The organism is Pseudomonas sp. COW5, from assembly GCF_026240005.1.
GTDB lineage: Bacteria > Pseudomonadota > Gammaproteobacteria > Pseudomonadales > Pseudomonadaceae > Aquipseudomonas > Aquipseudomonas kribbensis.
Genome location: NZ_JAPHVP010000001.1, coordinates 791,173 through 814,033, shown reverse-complemented (window position 1 = coordinate 814,033; position 22,861 = coordinate 791,173). Strand labels below are relative to the sequence as shown.

Here is a 22,861-nt window from a genome sequence, read left to right as displayed (position 1 = left end):
ATGAGCTATATATTCAGTGATTCGGAAAAATCGGCAATTTTGCAGGCTGCAAATCTTTGTGAGGGAATGGAATTCAATGTCGAGGAGGAAGAGTATTTTGCGATGGCAGTGGAGGGGCGAAGCTGTGTTGCACTTTACCGCACATTGTCAAATATCCTGGATGAAAAGATTTTAGACGGTTCTGCGTTCGATGAGAACGTAATGGGCATTTTTAAAGATGCCAAACTTTGGCTCGATGTGGCAATTGATGCAAATGGCGGAGTGGGCGCTTACTCTGCGTTGATCCGAGCGTATACCCTGCGGCAGGGGGAGTTAAGGCTAAATAGAAAATTCAGTGATTATAAGATGCAAGAGTCATCTAATCAGGTGGCTGTCAATCTCATGAATACGCTGATAAAAGGCTCCGTTGAACATGGTTTGGCGCCATGGACTGTGCCCACCATAAGCCAAATTGCAGCAATCGATGCAAGCGCTATTGGTAGAGTATTATTTCGTCAAGATGTTGGTGATATTGATACGGCTACCAGTCGTAATGCGGGATGGTCTGGAACAATCGGCTTCAGCCTGTTGGGTGGAGAAAAACCCTATGAAACCTGGCGATTGATCTCCGCCGGTGACCCGGATTCTCATATAAAAGGGAATCATGGTCTTGCCAGGTTCAACAGGCTAGATGACTTAAAGAATATTCTGTTTGCCGTGGATTCATACGGTATAGCCTTGCAGGCAGTGATCAAAAACTTCGGACTGAATATCGTCGAAAGTCTGTTTTCAGTCCTGCCCGAACAGATAAATATCGCTCTTGCCAGCGGCAGCATCAATCCGCTTATTCAGCACGTGGTGAAAGGTACGCCCATTTCACCTATTGTCAGCCTGATATTGCGATATAACCTGAATGACTTCTTTGACATGCTCAGGCGGACATACGACGGAAATTCGGCCGCCACGCCTACCACCGATGAAACCTTCGCCTCCAGCGCTTACACATTTTTCTCCGCATTTTCTCCGTCTCAATCTCAAAGCATCGTTACCAGAACCATTGGCGAGTACGGCAGCGCCAGCGACTGGGCCATGTTGGCCGCCCAGGCAACGCCCATCGGCGTCGCGTTACGCAATTCTCTCCAGCAATTAAGTGAAATCGTGATCGAACGATCCGATGGTTTTTCCGGACGCGGACTGGAGCTTTACGATCCCGAAACGGGGGAGGGCTTCATCACTGAACAATGGCTTGCTGATCGCTCTGAAATGCTGGCCCGGCTGATTTCCCGAACCAATGGGTCATTCGGTCGAAACACTGTCCAGACCTTTTCCTATTCGGATTTGGCGTCGGGCAAACAGGCGCCGATGACCACAGGCGTCGCGAACCCCCTGGTCATGTTTGGTGATAACGGCGGACGATCATTCGGTGGCGGGGCAAATACCGATCATCTTTACGGCGGTGGCGGCAACGATTCAATCAGTGGGCTGTCCGGTAATGACGTTATCCAGGCGGGTAGCGGGAACGACTCTATAACAGGAGACGAAGGGAACGACGTGTTGTACGGGATGGCGGGTAATGATGTTTTGGTGGGTGGCAGGGGCAATGACTTTCTGGCCGGTGGATCGGGGAAGGATCGCTATGAGTTTTCCAGCGGAGATGGGATAGACGAGATCTTTGAGGCGGACGTTGATGACGCGCTGCTGATAAATGGACTTCCAATCCCGGCCCTTGAGCGCAGTGCTCCGCTCAGCAATATCTGGCTGACGGAAGATCGAACGATCACTTTGACGCTCATTGAAGATCTGGGCGAAAACACGCTGAACATCAAATACGGACCGAACGACCTCATCGTCGTAAAGAACTTCGCGCCGGGGATGCTCGGCATTGATCTTCCTGATTACCAGGGCCAGACGTTCTCTGCTCCCGATCTGATCCTTCAAGGCGACTGGAAAGTTAAAGATAGCGACCCGAATGTTCGTGGGGATCAACCTTCTTATGATGAGTTGGGCAACGCCCTGCTTATGCCCAACGTCAAGCAGAGGAACAAAGCCGATTTGCTTTACGGATCACCGAAAGACGACCTCATCGTTGGACTTGGCGGGTCTGATCGACTGTTCGGCAAGGAAGGTAACGATCGTTTATTCGGCGACAAGCCGTCGACGCTGGAAAAGGCCTTTGCCGATGCAACCAAGGGAAAGACCAGCCGTGGCGATTGGCTGGATGGCGGGCCGGGTGATGACCTGCTTGTCGGCACTGCTTCGCGAGATGTGCTGCTCGGTGGGAACGGCCGGGACACGCTGATCGGGGGCGCTGGTGATGACAATTTATCCGGTGATGAGACGACTGGATCACATGAGCAAGGCTGGGGCGTCAGACGCGTCGATGTTCCACTTGTCGATGGCGTTATCAGCATGCGTACTGTCTTTGACAAGTCCTCATTGAGTCGTCCCTCGGAGGGCGGCAACGATGTTCTCTATGGCCAGGGTGGCCAAGACTTTATGAATGGCGGCTGGGGAGATGACTTGCTTGATGGCGGCAGTGACGACGACACGCTGTCCGGCGGGGAAGGTAATGACACGCTGGCTGGCGGGAGTGGCAGTGACACCTTGCTGGGCGACAATCTGGATTGGGGTGGCGGTCTCGACAGCAGGCATCATGGCAACGATTTGTTGGTGGGTGGTAGCGGCGATGACTTTCTTGCCGGTAACGGTGGTAGCGACGTGTTGTACGGTGGCAGTGGCAATGATGTCCTGAAAGGTGATGACGAGGTGCTGCCAGGCGTTGCGGGTGATGCCGCAGACTTTTTCGGAAGTGATTTTCTGGATGGCGGCGAGGGAAATGACACCCTTTGGGGCGGCGGTGCCGATGATTCGCTTTTCGGTGGCGGCGGTAACGACGAGTTGGTCGGTGATTACCATGAACACCCGGTTCGTTATCACGGTGATGATTATCTTGATGGCGGTAAGGGAGACGACACACTCCGTGGACTGGGTGGCTCTGACACTCTGATAGGTGGATCAGGTGCAGATGCTCTGGATGGTGATGAGCCTGGCTTGAAAGCGGGCGGAACCAACGATGACCACATTCAAGGTGATGCAGGAAACGATACGCTCTGGGGAGGTTTGGGCGCCGATACGCTTTTGGGTGGTGCCGACGATGACTTTTTGATGGGTGACTACGAGCAAACATCCGAAGCGGAACATGGCGCTGATTATCTTGATGGCGGTTCTGGCAACGACACTTTGCTGGGCGGTGGAGGAAACGACACGTTGGTTGGCGGGGAGGGAATCGATCATTTACGCGGCGGCCCTGGCGATAATGTGTTCGATGGTGGCGCCGGCAACGATTATCTGGAAGGGATGCAAGGTAACGATGTTTTCTATTTCGGAGTGGGGGATGGACTGGATGTCGTTACCGATACAGGTGGCAACAATATCGTAAGTTTTGGCGCTGGATTTTCCGCGGAGAATTTGCAGGCCGAGATTGTAAATCTCGATTCGGGCACTGCATTGCGCCTGTCGAATGGAGGTGGTGACGCGATTCTGATTCGTCACCATGAAAAATGGATGGATTCGACGTTCAGGTTCAAGGATGGGGTGATCCTGGATTTTCAGGATTTAATCAAATTAACAGTTCATTCAGCGGATGTTACGGAGCCGTTCGCGACAATAACTACGGTATCTGAAAGAGGAAAAGCGCCAGGCACTCGGAATGATGGAATGGCAGTCGAGCATTTATCTGACGCAGCTGCGTCTGTTGAGATGGGTAGTGTTCAGACAGGTCGTCACACCGACTGGGACAGCCTTTATCTTTCGGAGCTGAAAGCGAAGCGCTCCGCGGACAGGCAGGCATCAGGATTTGCACTGAACGCTCAGGGCGTGTGGGTTAGAAGTCATATTGCTACCGACGAAAGTGGTTATGTCATTAGCGCCGAACTGATCCGTGATGACGTCGAAGCCGGATTTCTCTCCAGGACACCTGAGTGGATGGGAGCTATTGCCGCTGAAGCCATAGTTAGTGAAAAGACCTTAATCTCTGCAACGAAAACCACGTTCAAACCTGTAAAAACTGAAACGGCTCAATTGCCGAAACAAAAGCCAGAGTACTATCCATCGGGCTCGAGTTATTCGGGGTTTTCGTTAAATTCAGGTGACGCCGTCGTTGAAGACAGAGACTCCTCGGGCGCCATTCAGGGGTGGTACGTCTATCCCGCTGGAAGTTTTGAAAGTCATGAAACTGTTCTTAGAGCGTTTCGTTGGAGTACGACTACCCAAACGATCAAACATAAAACTGTTCATGGTAGTGACGCTGGCGGCAGGGTAAATCTCGAGGTGGGAAATCTCTTTCATGGCGGTGCAGGAGATGACTTGATCGCGACCTATGCCGGTTCTGTGCTTGAGTATGGCGAGGTTAACGACAGAATCCCGGGTGCGTTTCTATCGGCTGGCGCAGGCAACGACACATTACTTGGGGCTGCGGGGGGCGATTATTTGGTCAGTGGACCGGGAGAGGATTGGCTTTACGGCGAAAGCGGTCCGGACACTTACATCGTTGAGGCGCATGATGGCGCAACCACCCTTATTGCGGACGTGCTTGCCCCGGTGTTTTTGAATCCTGAGGTTGGGTCTTCCGGATGGAGTGACGAGTTCGGGGGGCTTGATATAGATACCGTCATACTTCCGGATGAGGCGAAGCCGGCCAAGTTGCAGTTAAGCTGGGGGGCGGTATTGATTGAAGCGGTAAATATTGAGTTGTTACCCGCTCCACCACGCAGTGTTTATCGCCAGCCGCCTCGGGCCCGGATGCTGTATACGACACTCGATATCGGATGGGGCGGAACTCAAAAAGTACGAATCGTTTTGCCCCGTCCGAATGATCTCAGTGGTTCGGGAATTGAAAGAGTGAGGTTTTCCGACGGATCGAGCATCAGTTTCAAAGACCTCGTCAGTCGATCAGGCATTGCACCCGATACTTATCATCACGGCATCAACGTTCAAGGCGCTGCTCAGGTCAAGTCTTTCCGAGACAATCATTTTCTGCCGCTCGTGGGTGGTCGCGGTAATGACACCCTCAGCGGGGCTGGTGAAATAAGGGGAATGCAAGGAGATGATCTGCTCTGCGGCAGTTCAGGCGATGACGTTCTCTACGGCGGGGCTGGCAATGACACCTTGTCCGGTGGCGCGGGTAATGATGTGTATAAATACGATGGGTTCGGGCGAGACTTGGTAATCAATGCAGGCGGGGGAACTGACGGTATAGATTTTTCAGAAATCGGGCTGTCGATTGATCAACTCAAGTTTCACCGAGAGCAGGATGATCTCGTCATCGTAGTCAGTTATGGCGTGTCTCCAAAGATTCGTGTCTCCGGACACTTTTCAGGGGGTGATGCTGCTATCAGCTTCATCAGCGTTCAAGGAGAAGATGGAGTCGTTCAAGACTACACGGCGAATCAATTCGCTGAGCTTTTACACCCTCTACCTCCGTTACGGGATGTAGAGGATATCTTGTCGAAAAATGATGAAGAGTCGGTACAGGCCATGAAGGAAATAATCGAGTTTTACCAGTTGAATGCCTGATCGCAGCCAATTCGCGTTGGACTCGAGCTTCCCGCGACAGAGCTCAGAGACTGCCATCGCGGGTAACGATCGGTTTTAGTACTGCGACAGATCCGCCAACGGATGTCGCCCCTCCCAGACCTTGTGAAAGTGCGCCTCGACCACAGCTTCCGGCACCCGTGTGATGTCCGGCCAATGCCAGTGCGGTTTGTGATCCTTGTCGATCAGTCGCGCGCGAACCCCTTCGCTGAACTCCGGATGCCGGCAGCAATTGAGGCTCAGGGTGTATTCCATCTGAAAGACTTCGGCCAGCGACAGATGGCGGGCGCGGACGATCTGTTCCCAGACCAGATGCGCGGTCAGCGGCGAGCCTTCATTCATGGTTTTCGCCGCCCGGGCAATCAACAGGTCGTTGCTGTCCCGTTGCAGGCTGATGGCTTTCCAGGCGCAGCTCACGTCGCTGACATCCAGCAGATCATCGATTGCCTGACGGCGCGGCAGCCATTGCGCCTCAGGCATTTGCGCCACAGCTTCCTGCTGCAAAGCCTTCAGCAAGCTGTTGAGCTGCATCGCGGTCTGTTCCTGCCAGTTCAGTTGCAGCAGGCCATCGATCAGTTCCTGTTGCTGTTCGTCGAGCAGGAAGCGGTCGGCCAGATCCAGATCGAGCGCATCGCGGCCATTCATGTGCGCGCCGGTCAGGCCCAGGAACAAACCGAGCTTGCCCGGCAGGCGCGACAGAAACCAACTGGCACCGACATCCGGGTACAGGCCGATACTGATTTCCGGCATTGCCAATCGACTGCTCGGCGTGACGATCCGGATGTGCGCACCTTGCAAGAGGCCCATGCCGCCGCCGAGCACATAACCATGACCCCAGCAGATCAACGGTTTCGGGTAGGTGTGCAGGCTGTAGTCGAGACGGTATTCCGCGCTGAAAAACTGCGCAGCCAGCGGCGGCACTTCGCCGGGATGGGCGCGACAGGCTTCCACCAGACTGCGCACTTCGCCACCGGCACAGAAGGCCTTGGCGCCGTTGCCGCGCAGCAGCACGCAGACGATTTGCGGATCCTTGGCCCAGGCGTTCAGTCTGTCGCTCAGGGCATGGATCATCGGCAGGGACAGCGCATTGAGCGACTTCTCGGCATCCAGAGTGGCTACGCCGATACGCGCGCCGTCGGTGCCGGTCAGTTCTTCGAAGTGCAGATTCATCGTGACCTCGATCGGGAATTTGAACGATCAGTATGATCGCTGTGTGGGAAAGTGCCGGATCTGCGTCAGATCAATTGACAAGCGTGGTCGGCTTTCCTAGGGTTCGCCCCATTGTTTTTGCCGGGTATGACCATGACTGCTGACGACCGTATCAAACTCGAACCGAGCTGGAAGGAGGCACTGCGTGCTGAGTTCGACCAGCCCTATATGGCAGAGTTGCGCAATTTTCTGCAGCAGGAGCGGGCGGCCGGCAAGGAAATCTATCCGCCGGGACCGCTGATTTTCAATGCACTGAACTCGACGCCGCTGGACAAGGTGAAAGTGGTCATTCTCGGCCAGGACCCGTACCACGGCCCGGGCCAGGCCCACGGCTTGTGCTTCTCGGTGCAACCGGGCGTGCCGGCGCCGCCGTCGCTGGTCAACATCTATAAAGAGTTGAAGCGCGACCTGAACATCGACATCCCCAACCATGGCTATCTGCAGAGCTGGGCCGATCAGGGCGTGTTGATGCTCAACACCACCATGACCGTCGAGCGCGCCAATGCCAACGCGCACAAGGACAAGGGCTGGCAGTTCTTTACAGACCGGATCATCGAAGTGGTCAGCCAGCGGCAGCCGCATCTGGTGTTCATGCTCTGGGGCTCCCATGCCCAGAGCAAGCAGAAGCTGATCGACGCCACCAAGCATCTGGTGCTGACTTCGGTGCACCCGTCGCCGCTGTCGGCCTATCGCGGCTTTCTCGGCTGCGGGCACTTCAGCCGCACCAACAAGTTCCTCGAGCAGAACGGCGAAGCGCCGATCGAGTGGCGCCTGCCTTCCATTGTGTGAGTTGATCCACAAGGGATATCCCGAATGAAGGGGCCGTTCGTCCGATAGCGTAGATAACCTGTTATTTCTGACAGTAGACGGAGTTCGTGAGCCCCTGCCTAATTGAATACCTGCATGCAGTTGCGTGCAGACGTCGATTAGTGGAGGAGTTTGCTATGTCAGAGCTAACATTTGAGCAAATCAAAGCGTTGCCCAAGGGAACCGGAAATCTTTTCGCGAAAACAAGACGCTGGCCTCCGGAGGATCCGCGAAGCACATTCGATACAGATTACGTGAATGTCCGCATGGAGGGACCGACTTTTGAAGTGTCCGCTCTCGTGGAGCAACCTGGCTATTACAGTGGGTTAATCTTTACGTTACCCACGGATATTCAAAGCGGAACTTATCAATTGGGTTCGTCGGGTATCCCTGTTCGATATTATGTCTCTGCAGGTTCTAACGAGCAGTTCCATGCCGTCAGCGGTGAAATCCAACTCACTAGTTTCTTGCCATTCGTCAGGTTTCAAGCCTCGGAATTCCGTTTCGTCGCGGAGCGAGAAGGTACGGGAGAGTTGGTTGAAGTGTTCCTGGGTAAATTCGATATCTCTTCTGTTTGATATCGTAAAAACGCCTCGATATGAGAAAGTCGAGGCGTTTTTCTCTCTGTTCAGTTCAGGGCTTTATTAGTTTTGTGAAGACCGGTTCCAGTATTTGAACAACGGTTCCGCCAGAAACAACACGAACAACAACCGCATCACCTGCATCGCCGTCACCAGCGGCACCGACAGTTGCAGGGTTTCCGCCGTCAGGCTCATCTCGGCGATTCCGCCGGGCATCATGCCCAGGGTCAGCGAACGCAGATCCAGATGGGTCATTGCACTCAGTCCCAGCGCCGCCAGTGTCGCGATCAACATGGTCAGCGCCGTGCCAATCAAAGTTCGCCCCATGAACGACGGCGCTCGGCGGAAGAACTGCCGGTTGAAGTGACAGCCCAGTCCGCTGCCGATCAGCCACTGACCGATCTGGCTGCCGCCGTTGGGCAGGCCGATGTGCAGATCCCAACCGATGCTTACCGCCGCGCTGACCAGCAACGGCCCGAACAGCCACGGATTGGGCTGGCGCAGACGTTGCCAGAGCCACGCGAGCAAACCGCCCGCCGGAAAAAGAATCGCCAGCCAGCGCCAGTCGACGCTGCCCGCGTGAGAAATCGGGGCGCCATCGCCCAGCAGATATTTGAATGCCGCCGGCACACACAGCACCACCACCAGCACCCGCAGACTCTGCCCGGCCGCGACATGGCTGAGCATCGCGCCGTTGCGTGCGCCGAGGTTGACCATCTCGCCGGATCCGCCGGGCATGCTGGAGAAAAACGCCGTGGCGCGATCCTCGCCGGTGCGGCGCATCAGCCACACGCCGACTACAGCCGACAGGCTGGTGACCAGTGCCCCGAAAAAGATCAGGCCGAAGTGGCTCAGCACCTGCTCCATCACCAGCGGGGTGAAGTGCAGACCGATGCCGATCCCGACGATCCACTGGCCGCACTTGCGGCCGCCAGGGATTTCGGTGAGTTGCCACGGGGTCAGGCAGCGCACCAGGATGATCGCCAGCAACGAGCCGACCATCCACGGCAGCGGCCAGCCGATCTGGCTGGCGATGAAACCGCCCAGCAGACCGACCAGCGGGGTTCCCCACCAGGTTTTGAAGGACCGATCAAACATCGGCAATTGCGCGCCGCGCGACCGAACGTTTGCGCCAGATACGCAGCAGCGGCATCAGCAACATGATCGCGGTCAGCACCCAGACGCCGAAGGTGATCGGGCTCGACCAGAGGATTTCCAGCGCACCGTTGGAGATTGACAGCGCACGACGCAGGTTCTGCTCCATCAGACCACCGAGGATGAACCCCAGCAGGACCGGCGACAGCGGGAAATCCAGTTTGCGCAGGATGTAGCCGAATATGCCGATGCCGACCATCAGGAACAGGTCGAACGTGGTGGCATGCACGGCGTACACGCCGATCCCGGTAATGATCGCGATCACCGGCACCAGCGCCCAGTTCGGCACAGCGAGGATGCGGGTGAAGATGCGGATCATCGGGATGTTCAGGATCACCAGCATGATGTTGGCGATGAACAGCGAGGCGATCAGGCCCCAGACGATGTCCGGCTGTTGCTGGAACAGCAGCGGGCCCGGAGTGATGTTGTACAGCGACAGGGCGCCGATCATCACCGCGGTGGTGCCCGAACCCGGAACGCCGAGGGTCAGCATCGGCACCAGCGCGCCGCAAGCGGAGGCACCGATGGCGGTTTCCGGCGCAGCGAGGCCGCGCGCGTCGCCCTGACCGAACTTGCCGCTGGCTCCGGCGATGCGTTTCTCGGTCATGTAGGCCACGGCACTGGCGAGGGTCGCGCCGGCGCCAGGCAATACGCCCATGATGAAACCGAGCAGGCCGCAACGGATGTTCACCACGAACACCGACGCCGCTTCCTTGAAGTTGAACATCATCCGCCCGGTGGCTTTCACCGCTTCCTGACCGCGATGGGTTTTCTCCAGCAGCAGAAGGATTTCGCTGATCGAGAACAGGCCCAGTACCAGCACCACGAACTGAATGCCGTCAGTCAGGTGAATGTTGTCGCCGGTGAAGCGGTAAACACCGCTGTTGGCGTCGATGCCGACGCTGGACAGGAACAGACCGATCAACGCCGCGATGAAGGTTTTCAAGGGTCGGTCACCGGCCATGCCGCCGAGGCAGACAATCGCGAACACCATCAGTACGAAATATTCCGCCGGCCCGAAGGCAATCGCCCATTTCGCCAGCAGCGGGGCGAACAGCACCATGCCGCAGGTGGCGATGAATGCACCGATGAACGAGCTCCACGCCGACAGCGACAACGCGACCCCGGCCAGCCCCTGGCGCGCCATCGGGTAGCCGTCGAGGGTGGTCATCACGGTGGAGGCTTCGCCGGGAATGTTCAGCAGGATCGAACTGATCCGGCCGCCGTATTCGCAGCCCAGGTACACCGCCGCCAGCAGGATCAGCGCCGACTCCGGCGGCAGGCCAAGGGCGAAGGCGATCGGAATCAGCAGTGCCACACCATTGATCGGGCCCAGGCCCGGCAGCAGGCCGACCACGGTGCCGATCAGCGTACCGGTCAGCGCCGTGACCAGGTTGTACGGGCTCAGCGCGACGCCGAAGCCCTGTCCCAAATATCCGAGCGTATCCATATCAGTTCTCCAGAACGTCGAGCAGGCCGAGGGGCAGCGGTACGTCCATCAGACGGTCGAACAGCAGGTACAGACCGATGGCCATCAGCGTGGTCACCACAATGCTGGGCAACCAGCGGCCGCCGTACAGGCGCGCCATCGGGATGCCGATCAGGCAACTGCTGAGGATGAAACCCAGCGGCTCGAACAGACCGGCGAACACCAGCAGCAACAGCACGCAGATGCTGATCTTGGTCAGGGTTTCGCGGTCCAGCGGCGGCTCGTCTTCACTGTGTTTGATCGGTGCCGGGCGAAACACCATGTACAGCAGCGCCAGGCTCATCAGGCCGAGCATCAGCAGGGGAAACGCCCGCGGGCCGACCGGTTCGTAGGAAAACGCGGCCTGATAGGGCCAGGCCATCAGTGCCAGACCGGCACAGGCCAGCAGCAACACCGAGGCAAAAATGCGTTGAATCAACATGAGGAACTCCTGGGCCACGACCTCGATGCGCGAGGCCATGGCCGCTAGACAGAGACGATCACTGGATCAGGCCGAACTCTTTGGCCAGCACTTTGTAATCCGCGACTTGCTTCTTCACGTAGGTGTCCAGCTCCGGGCCGGTCATGGCGAACGGGAACAGTTCACGCTGATCGCGCAGCTTGGCGAACTCTTCGGAAGCCAGCAGTTTGTCGAAGGCACCTTTCCACCAGGCGTAGTCTTCATCGCTGACTTTCGGCCCGAGGTAGAAACCGCGAACCACCGGCCAGACGATGTCGTAGCCTTGCTCGCGAGCGGTCGGGATGCCTTTCATTTCCGGCTCGTCGAGGCGGTTTTCGGCGAACACGGCCAGCAGGCGCATGTCGCCGCTCTGGATGTGCGGCATGGAGTCGGAGATGTCGGTGCTGCCGACCTGGATGTGGCCGCCGAGCAGGGCGGTGGCGATCTCGCCGCCACCTTCGAGGGCGACGTAGCGCAGATCACGCGGGTTGATCCCGGCGGCCTTGGCGATCAGTGCGGTCTGCATCCAGTCCTGGCTGCCGACGGTGCCGCCGGAGCCGATGACCACGGCGCTCGGATCTTTCTTCAGTGCCTGAACGAGATCATCAAGGGTTTTGTAGGGCGAATCGCTTTTCACCGCGATGGCGCCATAGCTGGTGCCGACGGCCGCCAGCCAGCGCACGTTGGTTTCATCGAAACGGCCGAACTTGCCTTGCGCCAGGTTCAACAGCGAACCGCTGGACCACGCCACCAACGTACCGGCGTCCGCCGGACGCTGGGCTACAACGGCGTTGTACGCCACCGCGCCGACACCGCCGGGCATGTAGGTCACGCGCATCGGTTTGGTCAGCAGTTTTTCGTTGACCAGCGCGCTTTGCGCCAGTTTGCAGGTCAGGTCGAAACCGCCACCGGGGGAGGCCGGGGCGATGCATTCCGGACGTTTCGGTTCAGCCATCAGTTGACCGGCGAACAGCATGACGCCAGCGGCCAGAGCGACTTTACGCAGTGATAAGTTCATCTATGTCTCCTTGGGAGTTGTTGTTATGGACGTACTGAATTACCAAAGGGCAACGCTATAGCTCACCAGCAGACGCACTTCATCGGCATCGCGAGCGGAGTAGTTGGAACGGTAAGTGGCATTACGCAAACGCACGGCAACGTCCTTCAGGGCGCCGCTTTGTACTACATATTTGATCTCGGTGTTGCGCTCCCACTCTTTGCCTTCGTCACCGTTCTTGAGCTTGATGTTGTCACCGCTCAGGTAGCGGCTCATGAAGCTCAGGCCGGGGATGCCGAGCCGGGCGAAGTCGAAGTCGTAGCGCGCCTGCCAGGAGCGTTCTTCGGCGCCGGCGAAGTCGTTGATCTGCACGAAGTTGACCAGGTACGGGTCGCTGCCATCGACATACGGGAACGCGCTGTCGCCGGACATGTGCTGATAACCGGCGGTGAACTTGTGGCCGCTCAGGGCATAACTGACCAGACCGTTGAGCGAGCGGTTGTCGATCTTGCCGCCACGGGCTGCGCCCTGATCGTCACTGACGGCGAAGCGCAGGTCGGTGGCGAAGGTGCCCGGGCCCATCGGCCGCGAGGCGACCAGTCCGAAGAAGTGCTGGTTGTAGACGTCATCGAGCTGGGCGAAGTGGTAACTGCCGGTGATCTTGTCGGTGAACTTGTAGTCCACGCCGGCAAAGTCGAAGTGCTTGCCGGCGACGGTGCCGGCGAAACGGCCGTTCTTGTTGTTGAGGGCAATGTCCTCGAAATCGGTGCTGTCGCGGTCCTTGGCCTTATCCAGACGGCCGCCGGTGAAGGTCAGGTTCTTGATCTCTTTGGAGGTCAGCAAACCGCCTTCGAAAGTCTGCGGCAGGATGCGTCCGTCGTTCGGCTTGAGGATCGGCAGTTCCGGAATCAGGCTGCCGATTTTCAGTTCGGTGGCGGAGATCTTCACTTTGCCGGTCAGGCCGACCTTGGAGTATTCGTTTGCCGCGCGCCCGTCATCGTGGGTCGGCAGCAGGCCGGTGCCGGTGCGGTCCGGGCTCGAATCGAGCTTGACCCCCAACATCCCCAACGCATCGACACCGAACCCCACAGTGCCGTCGGTGTAGCCCGATTGCAGATTGAGCATGAAACCCTGGGCCCACTCGTCGCGCTTGGACTGCTGGGCACTGGTGCCATCGCGGAAGTCGCGGTTGAAATACATGTTGCGGGTTTCGAAGGTGGCGGAACTGTCTTCGATGAAATCGGCGTAGCTCATCGGTGCAAAACCGGCGAGGGCGGCGGCACTGGCAAGGGCGGTGTGACTGAAACGGGAAGGACGGACAGGCGTAGGAGCCTTGGTCTGCAAGGACGGCATGCGGGGTGTACTCCGTTTATTGTTCTTATTGGTCGAAAACGCTTCGAGGCGTTTTTCGTATCGCTGTGTGGCAGCAGCGACGGAAGCCGAAACATTCCGTAACCCGACTCTATCGGCCAAACCTTTCGCTAACCTTTCAGCGGGCTTTAACGCGTTTTCGGGCTTCACAGCGGCGGTTGCGGCTGTAAACTCCGCGGCAAAGAATGGCGCCGGCCATCCCTGAATGAGGTAGAGATCCATGCGTGTTCTGCTCGTCGAAGACCATCTGCAACTGGCCGAAAGCGTCGCCCAGGCGCTCAAGAGCACCGGTCTGACCGTGGACGTGCTGCACGATGGCGTGGCCGCCGACCTGGCGCTGGGCAGCGAGGAATACGCGATGGCGATCCTCGATGTCGGCCTGCCGCGCATGGACGGATTCGAAGTGCTGGCGCGTCTGCGGGCCCGGGGCAAGAACCTGCCGGTGCTGATGTTGACCGCTCGCAGCGACGTCAAGGATCGGGTCCATGGACTCAACCTCGGCGCCGACGATTATCTGGCCAAACCGTTCGAACTGACGGAGCTTGAAGCTCGGGTCAAAGCCCTGCTGCGTCGCAGTGTGCTCGGCGGCGAACGCATCCAGCGCTGTGGCGTGCTGGCCTATGACCTGGAGACCCGGCGCTTCACCCTCGGCGAAGAATTGCTCACCCTGACGTCCCGCGAACAAGCGGTGCTTGAAGCGCTGATCGCCCGCCCTGGCCGGGTGATGAGCAAGGAGCAACTGGCGTCGCAGGTCTTCGGGCTCGACGAAGAAGCCAGCCCCGACGCCATCGAAATCTACGTGCATCGCCTGCGCAAGAAGCTCGATGGCCATACGGTGGCCATCGTGACCTTCCGTGGCCTGGGTTATCTGCTGGAAAGCCGCGATGCATAAGCCCAGCAGTCTGCGCTGGCGGCTGCTGTGGAACCTCGCACTGCTGCTGGTGGTGTTGATGCTGGCCAGCGGCCTGAGCGCTTACTGGAACGGTCGCGAAGCCGCTGACACCGCTTATGACCGCACACTGCTGGCGTCGGCACGGACCATCGCCGCCGGCCTTTCGCAGCGTGACGGCAGCCTCAGTGCCGACGTGCCTTACGTGGCCCTCGACACCTTCGCCTACGACAGTGCGGGACGCATCTATTACCAGGTCAACGACATCCATCAGAAGCTGATTTCCGGCTACGAAAACCTGCCGGGCCCGCCGCCGGGGACGCCGCGAACCGACAGCTATCCGGCACTCGCGCGCTTTTACAACGCCACGTATCAGGGGCAGAACGTACGCGTCGTCAGCCTGTTGAAAGCCGTGACCGAACCGAACATGAACGGCATGGCGGAAATTCGCGTTGCCGAAACCGACGAAGCACGCGTCAGCATGGCCCGCAGTCTGGCGGCCGATACTTTATTGCGGCTGGGCATGTTGGCAATCGGAGCATTGTTGCTGGTGTGGTTTGCGGTCAGCGCGGCATTGCGTCCGATCGAGCGTTTGCGCACCGCGGTCGAAGAACGTCAGCCCGATGATCTGCGGCCCTTGCCGCTGGTGGAAGTGCAGCACGAATTGTGGCCGCTGGTGCGGGCGCTCAATCACTTCACCGAGCGCTTGCGCGGGCAGTTCGAGCGGCAGGCGCAATTTATCGCCGATGCGGCCCACGAACTGCGCACGCCGCTGGCGGCGCTCAAGGCGCGACTTGAGTTGGGCCTGCGCTCAAACGAGCCGCAGACCTGGCGCGACACGCTGCAGTCATCGGCGCAAAGCACCGATCGGCTGACCCATCTGGCCAACCAATTGCTGTCGTTGGCCCGGGTGGAAAACGGCGCCCGGGCGATTGCCGAGGGCGGTGCGCAGTTGCTGGATCTGAGCCAGTTGGCCCGTGAGCTGGGCATGGCCATGGCGCCGCTAGCTCATGCGCGCGGCGTGGCGTTGGCACTGGAAGCGGACGAACCGGTCTGGCTGCGCGGCGAGCCGACCTTGCTCAACGAGCTGCTGAGCAATCTGGTGGACAACGCGCTGGCGCACACGCCGTCGGGGGGCAACGTGATCTTGCGAGTGAAATCGCCGGCGGTGCTGGAGGTTGAAGACGACGGCCCGGGCATTCCCCAGGATGAGCGTGACCGGGTGTTCGAGCGTTTTTACCGACGCAATCAGCAGATCGCCGGTTCCGGGCTGGGTCTGGCGATTGTCGGGGAAATCTGCCGCGCGCATCTGGCGCAGATCACGCTGCATGATGGCGAGCAGGCGGGGTTGAAGGTGCGGGTGAGTTTTATCGCGGGTTGAGACTCAGTAGAACATCGACCGCGATTCTTCCAGATCCGCGCACAGCACCTTGTTGTCGATGTCGATCCCGAGCTTGCGAAAGGCCGGAACGCTGAGCGGGTCGATCCGGGCGAGGGGATGATCGCTGTCCTTGTGGCAATACAGGCTGGCCACTTGCACCAGATCCACGTAGTCGACCTGGGGCGATTCGCGTTTCAGGTCCTGATACAGCCCCGGCAACTCCACGAGGCGCTCGGGGAATTCCCAGACCCGCAGCAACTTGTCGCCGATCAGCGGATGAATGTGGTCGATGACATGATTGAGGCTGACGGGATCGGACAGCAGCTCGTAGTGGTCTTCGGCGTAGGTCAGGATCGGCAGCACACCAATCTGATGCACCAGTCCGCCCAGCGCAGCCTGGTCGGGCTTGAGCTGGGTATAGCGGCGGCACAGGGCGTAGCTGACCCCGGCGATTTCCAGACTCTTGCGCCAGACTTCGCGCATTTTCTGTTCCACCACCTCGGAGCGGGCGTGGAAGATCTGCTCCATCACCAGACCGATCGCCAGGTTACTGCTGTAGTTGACGCCCAGCCGGGTGATCGCGGTGTGCAGGTCGGTGACTTCCTGGGTGGCGCGCAGCAGCGGGCTGTTGACCACTTTGATCAGGCGCGCCGAGAGCGCCGTGTCACGGCCGATCACTTTGCTCAGGTCGCTGACGCTGATGTCCGGGTCTTCGGCGGCCTTGCGAATCTGCAGGGCCACTTCCGGTAACGTTGGCAGAACCAGGTCATCGTTATCGATGGCCTCAACCAAATCCTGTTGGACCTTATCCGCCAGATCACTCATGTCATTTCTCTAGGGTGTTGCAACAAATGCTGCGATCAACGCTGGATTTCGCGGTCGCGATCCAGTTCGTAAGGCAGGTCGAGCAAGTGCAGCGCCGGACCTTCGGCCGTGCCCAGATGCAAATCGCCCGCGTCGGCAGCTTCGGCCTGCAACACCGCCAGCAGTTCAATATTTTTCTCGGCGCGGGCGGCCAGCACCACTTCGCCGATGGAACTGCCGTGGCTCGGGGCGAACAGCTGGGTGCCCGGCTCCGGCAATTCACTGGCGTCCAGTTGCACGCGGTACAGGCGACGCTTGAGCTTGCCCAGGTACTGCATGCGCGCAACGATTTCCTGGCCGGTGTAGCAGCCTTTCTTGAAGCTCACGCCGCCGACTGCTTGCAGATTGAGCATCTGCGGGATGAACAGTTCGCGGGTGCTCGGCATGACCTGGCCGATACCGGCGCGGATCTGGCCCAGCAGCCATTGATTGAGTTCGGCTTCGGTCAATTGCGCAGACAGCTTGCCTTTGATGGCGTCGGCCTGATCGGCTGGCGCCCAGAGTTCGGCACGGTTCGGGGAGACGCGAATCGCGATCAGCCCTTCGTGGCGAACCACGCTGTCGGTGTCCGCCGGCAGTTCCAGACCCAGGCTGCTCAGGGCTGCGTCCCCATGCTCCAGACCGAAGCGCATCCATGAGGCACTTTCGTCGGTCAGTTTCGATTTGGAAAACACCGCGTACTTTTTCAGATCCGCCAGTTGTGGCTCCAGCAGTTCGCCGGCCATCGCCAGCAGCACGCCGTCGCCTTCAAGCACGATGCGGAAACTCGACTGCATCCGGCCTTTCTGCGTGCAGCGGGCGCCGAGGCTGGCCCGGTCGTCACTCAGGTAATTGATATTGCAGGTCAACTGGCCTTGCAGGAATTTGCCGGCATCCGCGCCGCGAACCGCGAGAACGCCTTCATGAGACAGGGTGCAGAAAAAAGCAGAATCGGCCATGGGTCATCGCAGGGTAAATAGACTGGGGCACATCATAAGGGGGTGGTGTTGAAATGGGTAGTTCATAAAGGATCGGTGGTGCCCGACCAAAGCCGACTGTTCGGCCCGCCTCGGGCCTGTATACTTGCGGCCTATTTGAGGAGCGCTCCATGGTCGAACAAGTTGAACTGAATCGCCTCTTTTGGCACAGCCGTCGCGGCATGCTCGAGCTTGACGTGTTGCTGGTGCCGTTCGTGAAAGAGGTCTACTCGAATCTGAACGAGGTGGACCGCGCGCTGTATGTCCGCCTGCTGGAATGCGAGGATCAGGACATGTTTGGCTGGTTCATGGAGCGCAGCGAGTCCGAAGATCCGGAGCTGCAACGCATGGTTCGCATGATTCTGGATCGTGTCCAGCCCAAGTAACACGTTCGAATGCCGCTGGCAGGCCTCACGGCAGTTGCTGGCGGCGTATCTCCTGGCCCAGGCGTTCGCCCTGTGCGCCCTGTTTCTGCTTGTCATCCCTTTCTGGGTCAGCCTGCTCGGTGCGATCGGCTGTCTGTGCCATGCGGCGTGGGTGTTGCCCCGCCAGATTCTGCTGAGTCATCCCAAGGCATTCTGCGGATTGCGTCGTGACGCCGATGGCTGGCAATTGTGGAATCAGGCCGATGGCTGGCAGCCGGTGCAGTTGCGCCCGGACAGCCTGGCGCTGCCATTGATCGTGGTGCTGCGCTTTCGGTTGCGCGGCGAGCGTCGGGTCAGGTCGATCTGCGTGCCCCGGGATGCGCAGGCGGCGGATCTGCACCGACGCCTGCGGGTACGCCTCAAGTTCAGCCGGCGTAGGTGGGCGGTACCAGAATAGTGTCGAGCGCCTCGGGCAGCAGATCCGGGTAGTCGAGGGTGTAATGCAGGCCTCGGCTCTCCTTGCGCTCCATGGCTGAGCGGATCATCAGCTCGGCTACTTGTGCCAGGTTGCGCAACTCGATCAGGTCACGACTGACTTTATAGTTGCTGTAGAACTCGTCGATTTCGTCCAGCAGCAGTCGCACGCGATGTTGTGCCCGTTGCAGGCGCTTGTTGGTGCGCACGATGCCGACGTAGTCCCACATGAAGCGCCGCAGCTCGTCCCAGTTGTGCGCGATGATCACGTCTTCATCGGAATCGGTCACCTGGCTTGCGTCCCAGGCGGGCAGGGCGCGGGGAATGGCGATGTCGGACAGTTGCTCGAGAATGTCCGCCGCCGCCGAACGGGCATAAACGAAGCACTCCAGCAGCGAGTTGCTGGCCATGCGGTTGGCGCCGTGCAGGCCGGTGAAGCTGGTTTCGCCGATGGCGTACAGCCCGGGTACGTCGGTGCGACCCTGTTGGTCGACCATCACGCCGCCGCAGGTGTAGTGGGCCGCCGGGACGACCGGGATCGGCTGTTTGGTGATGTCGATGCCGAATCCGAGGCAGCGCTCGTAGACGGTCGGAAAGTGCGATTTGATGAAGGCTTCGGGCTTGTGGCTGATGTCGAGATAGACGCAATCGACACCCAGGCGCTTCATCTCATGGTCGATGGCCCGGGCGACGATGTCTCGTGGTGCCAGTTCGGCGCGCGGGTCGAATCGCTGCATGAAGCGTTCGCCGTTGGGCAACTTCAAATGTGCGCCTTCACCGCGCAGGGCTTCGGTCACCAGGAAGCTCTTGGCCTGCGGGTGATAGAGGCAGGTGGGGTGGAACTGATTGAACTCCAGGTTCGCCACGCGGCAACCCGAACGCCAGGCCATGGCGATGCCGTCGCCACAGGCACCGTCGGGGTTGCTGGTATAGAGATAGACCTTGGCGGCGCCGCCGGAAGCCAGAATCACGAATCGGGCGCCATAGGTGTCGACTTCGCCGGTCTTGCGGTTGAGCACGTAGGCGCCGAGGCAGCGGTCGCCGTCCAGCCCCAAGCGTCGTTCGGTGATCAGATCGACGGCGACTCGCTGTTCCAGCAACTCGATGTTCGGGCGCTGTTTTGCCTGGGCCAGCAACGTTGTGAAGATTGCGGCGCCGGTGGCGTCGGCGGCGTGGATGATGCGGCGGTGGCTGTGGCCGCCTTCGCGGGTGAGGTGAAACTCGAATCCGCCGTCTTCAGTCCCGGACTGTTCATCACGGGTGAAGGGTACGCCCTGATCGATCAGCCACTGGATCGCCTCTTTGCTGTGCTCGACGGTGAAACGCACCGCATCTTCATGGCACAGGCCGCCGCCGGCATTGAGGGTGTCATCGACGTGGGATTCGACGGTGTCTGTGTCGTCCAGCACGGCCGCCACGCCACCCTGGGCCCAATAAGTCGAACCGTTGGCGAGATCGCCCTTGCTCAGTACGGCGATGCGCAAGTGACCGGGCAGGGTCAGCGCGAGACTCAAACCGGCAGCGCCGCTGCCAATCACCAGAACATCGTGTTGAAACTGTTGGCTCATTTCAGGATTCCGCTCAATGCGACCCGGGTCGGGGTTGGCGCAAGACAGGCGGATGGGCGAGTCGAGACAGCCACACAGCCCACTAGTATATAGAGGGGTGGGGCGGCACAATAGCCGGGTGGATATGGCATTGTGAAACTACTGTGACGGTGAAATGCCGACGCTTTGTCGGAAGTTTTTTCCGCCGGTTTTGGGAAAAAGCGACTGTATCGCAGATGAAACATGCTTTTTCCGCTCACGGTTGCCCAATGTCGGCGTGGCCCGTCTATAAATATTTGGAACTTTTGCCAGAGGCCCAAGATCAATAGACAGTTGCCCGAAACAAGGGACAGTGTCGGCTTCAATGCGGAACCTGCGGTTGGGTTCTAGCCGGCGAGCCGATGAAAAGATTATTCGCGCAGCCGGTTTATCCCGCGCTGCGTTTTTCGTGCGTGCCAAATCAGAGCCCGCAGGAAACTTGCTTGGAGGGGGAGAACTTTTGCGAAAAGCCCGAGTCTATGTTTGCAAGTCCGGTCGTTTAGCCATGCAAGCTTCCTCCGAGTTTATCGAGGAGTGTTCATGCTAACCCAGGAAGAGGATCAGCAGCTGGTCGAGCGCGTTCAGCGCGGTGACAAGCGAGCTTTCGATCTGCTCGTGTTGAAGTATCAACACAAAATTCTCGGGTTGATCGTGCGTTTCGTGCACGACACCCATGAAGCCCAGGATGTTGCTCAAGAAGCCTTTATCAAGGCTTACCGGGCACTAGGAAATTTTCGCGGAGACAGTGCGTTTTATACGTGGCTTTACCGCATCGCCATCAACACGGCGAAAAACTATCTGGTTTCACGCGGCCGTCGGCCGCCGGATAGCGATGTCAGTTCCGAAGATGCAGAGTTCTATGACGGCGATCACGGCCTGAAGGATCTCGAATCCCCTGAACGCGCATTGCTGCGGGATGAGATCGAAGGCACTGTCCATCGAACCATTCAGCAACTGCCAGAAGATTTGCGTACGGCATTAACTTTGCGCGAATTCGACGGTCTGAGTTACGAGGACATCGCGAGCGTCATGCAATGTCCGGTTGGTACCGTGCGCTCCCGGATTTTCCGCGCCCGGGAGGCCATCGATAAAGCCCTGCAGCCGTTGTTGCAGGAAAACTAAAGACAGCGGCGACAGCCAAGAGAGGAACGCCATGAGTCGGGAAGCCCTGCAGGAATCGCTGTCCGCAGTGATGGATAACGAAGCGGACGAACTGGAATTGCGTCGAGTGCTCAACGCACTGGATGATGTTGAAACCCGCGAAACCTGGGCTCGTTACCAGATCGCTCGGGCAGCCATGCACAAGGATCTGCTGCTCCCACGCCTGGATCTCGCTGCGGCAGTGTCTGCCGCGCTGGAAGATGAAGCCACTCCAGCCAAAGTGTCCCGCGGTCCATGGCGCAGCCTGGGTCGTCTGGCCGTTGCAGCCTCGGTGACCGTTGCCGTTCTGGCAGGCGTTCGTCTGTATAACCATGACGAAATTGCCGGTGTCGAACTGGCGCAACAGTCCAATCAGCCAGCGCTGGCAACTCCTCAGGTCAAGGGGCCGGCGGTACTGGCAGGCTACAATGAGAGTTCTGAAGCCACTGGTCCTATGGCCAATGGTGTGCTGCAAGGCCAGCCAGGCTGGCACGATCAGCGTTTGCCGGGTTACCTGCGTCAACATGCTCAGCAAGCTGCGCTGAAAGGTACTGAAAGCGCACTGCCTTATGCACGAGCAGCCAGTCTGGAAAACCGTTAAGGAGGATCATGCGCGCCATACCTCTACTTTCGCTTCTGCTCAGTGGCTGGTTCATTGTTCCAGCCCATGCCGATGAGGCCCAGGATTGGCTGACCCGCCTGGGCCAGGCCGAGCAGCAGCAAAGCTTCCACGGCACATTCGTTTACGAGCGTAACGGTAGTTTTTCTACCCACAGCATCTGGCATCGCGTCCAGAACGGGCAGGTTCGCGAGCGGTTGCTCCAGCTCGACGGTTCGGCACAGGAAGTCGTACGCATTGATGGGCATACTCAATGCGTCAGCGGCACCCTGATTGCGGGGCTGGGAGATTCTCCAAATTCTGCCGCTCGTCCACTCGATCCACAGAAGCTGAAGAATTGGTATGAGCTTGCCGTGATCGGCAAGTCGCGTGTGGCCGGGCGTGATGCGGTAATCGTATCGCTGACGCCACGGGATCAGTATCGCTACGGATTTGAACTGCACCTGGACAAGGAAACGGGATTGCCGCTCAAGTCGTTGCTGCTCAACGACAAGGGCCAGTTGCTGGAGCGGTTCCAGTTCACTCGCCTGGATACTGCCGAGGTTCCATCCGACAAGGATCTTCAGGCAGCCTCCGACTGCAAGCCTGTCAACCTCGACAGTGACAAGGCTTCCGCCGTCAAGACCGCGCAGGTCTGGCGATCCGACTGGTTGCCGCCGGGCTTTGAACTCACCAGCAGTTCCTCGCACAAGGACCCAGACACCAAGACCCAGGTCAACAGCCTGCTGTATGACGATGGCCTTGCGCGTTTCTCGGTGTTCCTGGAACCACTGAACGGTGCCGTCGTCACGGATACCCGCACTCAGCTGGGTCCCACGGTTGCGGTATCCCGCCGTTTGACGACGCCACAGGGCGAGATGATGGTAACGGTGGTCGGCGAAATTCCAATCGGTACTGCCGAGCGGATTGCCTTGTCGATACGCAACGATGGCGCTGCAACCAGCAAGCAGTGAGCTGATTTCAGCAGT

General features: G+C 58.8%; 19 protein-coding genes. 10 read left to right on the top strand and 9 right to left on the bottom strand.

Annotated features, from left to right (window positions below; genetic code table 11):
• Positions 1–5,553, top strand: coding sequence for a calcium-binding protein (locus OQ248_RS03665; RefSeq protein ID WP_265812054.1), 5,553 nt, complete (start codon positions 1–3; stop codon positions 5,551–5,553).
• Between the two features lie 75 nt (positions 5,554–5,628).
• On the opposite strand, the gene OQ248_RS03660 is transcribed toward OQ248_RS03665, so the two are convergent.
• The gene (locus OQ248_RS03660; RefSeq protein WP_265812053.1) at positions 5,629–6,741 is read right to left on the bottom strand and encodes an enoyl-CoA hydratase/isomerase family protein; all 1,113 of its coding nucleotides are present in this window, start codon (positions 6,739–6,741) and stop codon (positions 5,629–5,631) included.
• A gap of 132 nt (positions 6,742–6,873) precedes the next feature.
• Between OQ248_RS03660 and ung the strand changes: the two genes are divergently transcribed.
• Positions 6,874–7,569, top strand: a complete 696-nt coding sequence (ung, locus tag OQ248_RS03655) for a uracil-DNA glycosylase (protein ID WP_265812052.1) — start codon at positions 6,874–6,876, stop codon at positions 7,567–7,569.
• Between the two features lie 155 nt (positions 7,570–7,724).
• Positions 7,725–8,165: a hypothetical protein gene (locus OQ248_RS03650; RefSeq protein ID WP_265812051.1), complete on the top strand. Its 441-nt coding sequence runs from the start codon at positions 7,725–7,727 to the stop codon at positions 8,163–8,165.
• Positions 8,166–8,231: 66 nt separating this feature from the next.
• Here OQ248_RS03650 and OQ248_RS03645 read toward each other — a convergent pair whose 3' ends face one another.
• From OQ248_RS03645 to OQ248_RS03625, 5 genes are read right to left on the bottom strand one after another with little or no spacing between them, the layout of a single operon-like run.
• Complete coding sequence (locus OQ248_RS03645) at positions 8,232–9,266, bottom strand: AbrB family transcriptional regulator (RefSeq protein ID WP_265812050.1); 1,035 nt, start codon at positions 9,264–9,266, stop codon at positions 8,232–8,234.
• On the bottom strand, positions 9,259–10,773 hold the full coding sequence (locus OQ248_RS03640; protein ID WP_265812049.1) for a tripartite tricarboxylate transporter permease: 1,515 nt from the start codon (positions 10,771–10,773) through the stop codon (positions 9,259–9,261). Before OQ248_RS03640 ends, OQ248_RS03645 begins: the two co-directional genes overlap by 8 nt.
• A 1-nt stretch (position 10,774) precedes the next feature.
• A complete protein-coding gene (locus tag OQ248_RS03635) occupies positions 10,775–11,233 on the bottom strand; it encodes a tripartite tricarboxylate transporter TctB family protein (protein ID WP_114886620.1) in 459 nt (152 codons plus the stop codon).
• 58 nt (positions 11,234–11,291) lie between these two features.
• Positions 11,292–12,269, bottom strand: coding sequence for a tripartite tricarboxylate transporter substrate binding protein (locus OQ248_RS03630; RefSeq protein WP_085710228.1), 978 nt, complete (start codon positions 12,267–12,269; stop codon positions 11,292–11,294).
• 39 nt (positions 12,270–12,308) lie between these two features.
• A complete protein-coding gene (locus OQ248_RS03625) occupies positions 12,309–13,601 on the bottom strand; it encodes an OprD family porin (RefSeq protein ID WP_085710229.1) in 1,293 nt (430 codons plus the stop codon).
• A gap of 238 nt (positions 13,602–13,839) precedes the next feature.
• On the opposite strand from OQ248_RS03625, the gene OQ248_RS03620 reads away from it, so the two are divergent.
• Together OQ248_RS03620 and OQ248_RS03615 are read left to right on the top strand one after the other, a co-directional pair.
• Positions 13,840–14,511, top strand: a complete 672-nt coding sequence (locus tag OQ248_RS03620) for a response regulator (RefSeq protein WP_265812048.1) — start codon at positions 13,840–13,842, stop codon at positions 14,509–14,511.
• The gene (locus tag OQ248_RS03615) at positions 14,504–15,889 is read left to right on the top strand and encodes a sensor histidine kinase (RefSeq protein ID WP_265812047.1); all 1,386 of its coding nucleotides are present in this window, start codon (positions 14,504–14,506) and stop codon (positions 15,887–15,889) included. Before OQ248_RS03620 ends, OQ248_RS03615 begins: the two co-directional genes overlap by 8 nt.
• Before the next feature lie 3 nt (positions 15,890–15,892).
• Here OQ248_RS03615 and OQ248_RS03610 read toward each other — a convergent pair whose 3' ends face one another.
• Positions 15,893–16,714: an HDOD domain-containing protein gene (locus OQ248_RS03610; protein ID WP_114881789.1), complete on the bottom strand. Its 822-nt coding sequence runs from the start codon at positions 16,712–16,714 to the stop codon at positions 15,893–15,895.
• A 35-nt stretch (positions 16,715–16,749) separates the two neighbouring features.
• Positions 16,750–17,691 (bottom strand): folate-binding protein YgfZ, encoded by a 942-nt coding sequence (locus tag OQ248_RS03605; protein ID WP_265812046.1) that lies wholly within the window; start codon positions 17,689–17,691, stop codon positions 16,750–16,752.
• Between the two features lie 149 nt (positions 17,692–17,840).
• On the opposite strand from OQ248_RS03605, the gene OQ248_RS03600 reads away from it, so the two are divergent.
• Positions 17,841–18,095 (top strand): succinate dehydrogenase assembly factor 2, encoded by a 255-nt coding sequence (locus tag OQ248_RS03600; RefSeq protein WP_065257636.1) that lies wholly within the window; start codon positions 17,841–17,843, stop codon positions 18,093–18,095.
• Positions 18,079–18,531 carry a protein YgfX gene (locus OQ248_RS03595; protein WP_265812045.1) on the top strand — a complete coding sequence of 151 codons (453 nt, stop codon included), beginning with the start codon at positions 18,079–18,081 and terminating at the stop codon, positions 18,529–18,531. Before OQ248_RS03600 ends, OQ248_RS03595 begins: the two co-directional genes overlap by 17 nt.
• On the opposite strand, the gene nadB is transcribed toward OQ248_RS03595, so the two are convergent.
• Positions 18,500–20,116, bottom strand: a complete 1,617-nt coding sequence (gene nadB / locus OQ248_RS03590) for an L-aspartate oxidase (protein ID WP_265812044.1) — start codon at positions 20,114–20,116, stop codon at positions 18,500–18,502. The two genes, OQ248_RS03595 and nadB, sit on opposite strands and share 32 nt — an antisense overlap.
• Before the next feature lie 558 nt (positions 20,117–20,674).
• Between nadB and rpoE the strand changes: the two genes are divergently transcribed.
• Genes rpoE through OQ248_RS03575 form a run of 3 tightly spaced genes read left to right on the top strand, consistent with a single transcriptional unit; the run spans position 20,675 to position 22,846 of the window.
• Positions 20,675–21,256: an RNA polymerase sigma factor RpoE gene (gene rpoE / locus OQ248_RS03585; RefSeq protein ID WP_003172477.1), complete on the top strand. Its 582-nt coding sequence runs from the start codon at positions 20,675–20,677 to the stop codon at positions 21,254–21,256.
• Positions 21,257–21,287: 31 nt separating this feature from the next.
• Positions 21,288–21,875, top strand: a complete 588-nt coding sequence (locus tag OQ248_RS03580) for an anti sigma-E factor RseA C-terminal domain-containing protein (protein ID WP_114881793.1) — start codon at positions 21,288–21,290, stop codon at positions 21,873–21,875.
• Positions 21,876–21,883: 8 nt separating this feature from the next.
• Positions 21,884–22,846: a MucB/RseB C-terminal domain-containing protein gene (locus tag OQ248_RS03575; RefSeq protein ID WP_085710237.1), complete on the top strand. Its 963-nt coding sequence runs from the start codon at positions 21,884–21,886 to the stop codon at positions 22,844–22,846.
• Positions 22,847–22,861: the final 15 nt, after the last annotated feature.

Bases quoted from the DNA above. Each gene is read 5' to 3' on its own strand.
- OQ248_RS03665 (WP_265812054.1), top strand. From the start codon at position 1: ATGAGCTATATATTCAGTGATTCGGAAAAATCGGCAATTTTGCAGGCT.
- OQ248_RS03660 (WP_265812053.1), bottom strand. From the start codon at position 6,741: ATGAATCTGCACTTCGAAGAACTGACCGGCACCGACGGCGCGCGTATC.
- ung (WP_265812052.1), top strand. From the start codon at position 6,874: ATGACTGCTGACGACCGTATCAAACTCGAACCGAGCTGGAAGGAGGCA.
- OQ248_RS03650 (WP_265812051.1), top strand. From the start codon at position 7,725: ATGTCAGAGCTAACATTTGAGCAAATCAAAGCGTTGCCCAAGGGAACC.
- OQ248_RS03645 (WP_265812050.1), bottom strand. From the start codon at position 9,266: ATGTTTGATCGGTCCTTCAAAACCTGGTGGGGAACCCCGCTGGTCGGT.
- OQ248_RS03640 (WP_265812049.1), bottom strand. From the start codon at position 10,773: ATGGATACGCTCGGATATTTGGGACAGGGCTTCGGCGTCGCGCTGAGC.
- OQ248_RS03635 (WP_114886620.1), bottom strand. From the start codon at position 11,233: ATGTTGATTCAACGCATTTTTGCCTCGGTGTTGCTGCTGGCCTGTGCC.
- OQ248_RS03630 (WP_085710228.1), bottom strand. From the start codon at position 12,269: ATGAACTTATCACTGCGTAAAGTCGCTCTGGCCGCTGGCGTCATGCTG.
- OQ248_RS03625 (WP_085710229.1), bottom strand. From the start codon at position 13,601: ATGCCGTCCTTGCAGACCAAGGCTCCTACGCCTGTCCGTCCTTCCCGT.
- OQ248_RS03620 (WP_265812048.1), top strand. From the start codon at position 13,840: ATGCGTGTTCTGCTCGTCGAAGACCATCTGCAACTGGCCGAAAGCGTC.
- OQ248_RS03615 (WP_265812047.1), top strand. From the start codon at position 14,504: ATGCATAAGCCCAGCAGTCTGCGCTGGCGGCTGCTGTGGAACCTCGCA.
- OQ248_RS03610 (WP_114881789.1), bottom strand. From the start codon at position 16,714: ATGAGTGATCTGGCGGATAAGGTCCAACAGGATTTGGTTGAGGCCATC.
- OQ248_RS03605 (WP_265812046.1), bottom strand. From the start codon at position 17,691: ATGGCCGATTCTGCTTTTTTCTGCACCCTGTCTCATGAAGGCGTTCTC.
- OQ248_RS03600 (WP_065257636.1), top strand. From the start codon at position 17,841: ATGGTCGAACAAGTTGAACTGAATCGCCTCTTTTGGCACAGCCGTCGC.
- nadB (WP_265812044.1), bottom strand. From the start codon at position 20,116: ATGAGCCAACAGTTTCAACACGATGTTCTGGTGATTGGCAGCGGCGCT.
- rpoE (WP_003172477.1), top strand. From the start codon at position 20,675: ATGCTAACCCAGGAAGAGGATCAGCAGCTGGTCGAGCGCGTTCAGCGC.
- OQ248_RS03580 (WP_114881793.1), top strand. From the start codon at position 21,288: ATGAGTCGGGAAGCCCTGCAGGAATCGCTGTCCGCAGTGATGGATAAC.
- OQ248_RS03575 (WP_085710237.1), top strand. From the start codon at position 21,884: ATGCGCGCCATACCTCTACTTTCGCTTCTGCTCAGTGGCTGGTTCATT.